This window comes from Arthrobacter wenxiniae (assembly GCF_013376105.1).
Classification (GTDB): Bacteria; Actinomycetota; Actinomycetes; order Actinomycetales; family Micrococcaceae; genus Specibacter; species Specibacter wenxiniae.
This window is the reverse complement of record NZ_JAAMFM010000059.1, coordinates 1-2,632: the sequence shown is the minus strand read 5'-3', so window position 1 is coordinate 2,632 and position 2,632 is coordinate 1. Positions and strand designations below refer to the sequence as shown.

The window sequence follows — 2,632 nt, the reverse complement described above, 5'->3', positions numbered from 1 at the left end:
GAGACACTAGCTCCCATATTCTTAGCGGGTTGACGGATGCGTTGCCTGATCGTGATCCGGAGGAGACGGCTGAGTGGTTGGAGTCGTTGGATGCGTTGATTGGTGAGCGGGGCACGGAGCGGGCGCAGTTCATCATGCGCAGCCTGCTTCAGCGTGCGGGGGCGCAGAGTGTGGGCGTGCCGATGGTCACGACGACCGATTATGTGAACACGATTCCGGCGGACCAGGAGCCGGTGTTCCCGGGCGATGAGGAGATCGAGCGGCGGTACCGGGCGTGGCTGCGGTGGAACGCGGCGGTCATGGTCCATCGTTCCCAGCGTCCGGACATCGGGGTGGGCGGGCACATCTCGACGTATGCGGGGGCGGCGACCTTGTACGAGGTCGGCTTCAACCATTTCTTTCGGGGCAAGGACCATGCCGGGGGCGGGGACCAGGTCTTTTTCCAGGGCCACGCGTCCCCGGGCATGTACGCGCGCGCGTTCCTGGAGGGCCGCCTCTCGGAGGAGGACCTGGACGGGTTCAGGCAGGAAAAGTCCAAGGAGGGCCATGCGCTGTCCTCGTACCCGCACCCGCGGCTGATGCCGGACTTTTGGGAGTTCCCGACGGTGTCGATGGGGATCGGGCCGATGAACGCGATCTACCAGGCCCAGTCCAACCGGTACCTGCATAACCGGGGCATCAAGGACACCTCCGACCAGCACGTGTGGGCGTTTTTGGGCGACGGGGAAATGGACGAGCCCGAGTCCCGGGGCCTGCTCCAGCTCGCGGCGAACGACAAGCTGGACAACCTCACGTTCGTGGTGAACTGCAACCTCCAGCGCCTGGACGGGCCGGTGCGCGGCAACGGCAAGATCGTCCAGGAACTGGAGGCGTTCTTCCGCGGCGCGGGCTGGAACGTCATCAAGGTCCTGTGGGGCCGGGAATGGGACGAGCTGCTGGCCCGCGACACGGACCACTCCCTGGTGAAGGTCATGAACGAGACCCTGGACGGGGACTACCAGACGTACAAGGCCGAGTCCGGCGGGTTCGTCCGCGAGCACTTCTTCGGCCAGACCCCCGCGACGAAGGAACTCGCCGCGCACCTCTCCGATGACGAGGTCTGGAACCTCAAGCGCGGCGGGCACGACTACCACAAGGTCTACGCCGCCTACCAGTCCGCGGTGGAGTTCCGGGGCAAGCCGACAGTGATCCTGGCCCACACGGTCAAGGGCTACGGGCTGGGCACGCACTTCGAGGCCCGCAACTCCACGCACCAGATGAAAAAGCTGACCCTGCAGGACCTGAAGGACTTCCGCACCCACCTGCGCCTGCCCATCAGCGACGAGGTCCTGGAAGCGGACCCGTACCGGCCCCCGTACTACCACCCCGGCCCGGACGCCCCGGAAATCAAGTACCTCATGGAACGCCGCGCCGCCCTGGGCGGGTTCCTGCCCGAACGGCGCGCCGGGCACACCGCGGTGGAACTGCCCGGGGAGAAGACCTACGAGGTCGCCAACCGCGGCTCGGGCAAGCAGCACGCCGCCACGACCATGGCGTTCGTGCGCCTGCTGAAGGACCTCATGCGCGACAAGGGCATCGGGCACCGGATCGTGCCGATCATCCCGGACGAGGCAAGGACCTTCGGCATCGACGCGTTCTTCCCGACCGCGAAGATCTACAACCCCAACGGCCAAAACTACCTCTCCGTGGACCGGGACCTGGTGTTGGCCTACAAGGAATCGGTGTCCGGGCAGATCGTGCACGCCGGCATCAACGAGGCCGGCTCCGTGGCCGCGTTCACCGCCGCCGGGACCGCGTACGCCACCCACGGGGAACCGCTGATCCCGATCTACGTCTTCTACTCCATGTTCGGCTTCCAACGCACCGGGGACCAGTTCTGGGCCGCCGGGGACCAGATGACCCGCGGCTTCATCATCGGCGCGACCGCCGGACGGACCACCCTGACCGGGGAAGGCCTCCAGCACGCCGACGGGCACTCCCCCATCCTGGCCTCCACCAACACCGCCGTGATCAGCTACGACCCGGCCTACGGCTACGAAATCGGGGCCATCGTCAAGGCCGGGCTCGAGCGCATGTACGGGCCCGGTTCCACCGATCCCAACGTCATGTACTACCTCACCGTCTACAACGAACCCATCCTCCAGCCCAAGGCCCCGGACGAGATGGACGTCGAGGGCATCACCCGCGGCATCCACAAGCTCAAGACCGCCGACCACAACGGGCCCCGCACCCAACTGCTCGCCTCCGGCGTCGCCGTGCCCTGGGCCCTGGAAGCGGCGGAAATCCTCGCCGCCGAGTGGGGCGTCGCGGCCGACGTGTGGTCCGTGACGTCCTGGACCGAACTGCGCCGCGACGGACTCGCCGCCGAGGAACACGCCTTCCTCCACCCCGACGAAGAACCCCGCACCCCCTACATCACCGCGAAAATGGCCGGCGCCCAAGGCCCCGTCATCGCCGTGACCGACTACATGAAGGCCGTCCCGGACCAGGTCCGCCAGTTCCTGCCCAACGACTTCGCGACCCTGGGCGCCGACGGCTTCGGCTTCTCCGACACCCGCGCCGCCGCCCGAAGGTTCTTCAAGATCGACTCCCACAGCATCGTCGTCCGCGCCCTGCAAATGCTCGCCCAGCA

At 67.0% G+C, this 2,632-nt stretch carries 1 protein-coding gene; it reads left to right on the top strand.

Annotated elements, in window-relative coordinates; genetic code table 11:
- Positions 1-2,632, top strand: a 2,632-nt coding sequence (gene aceE / locus G6034_RS19300) for a pyruvate dehydrogenase (acetyl-transferring), homodimeric type (RefSeq protein ID WP_246296389.1), incomplete at both ends; no start/stop codon positions are given.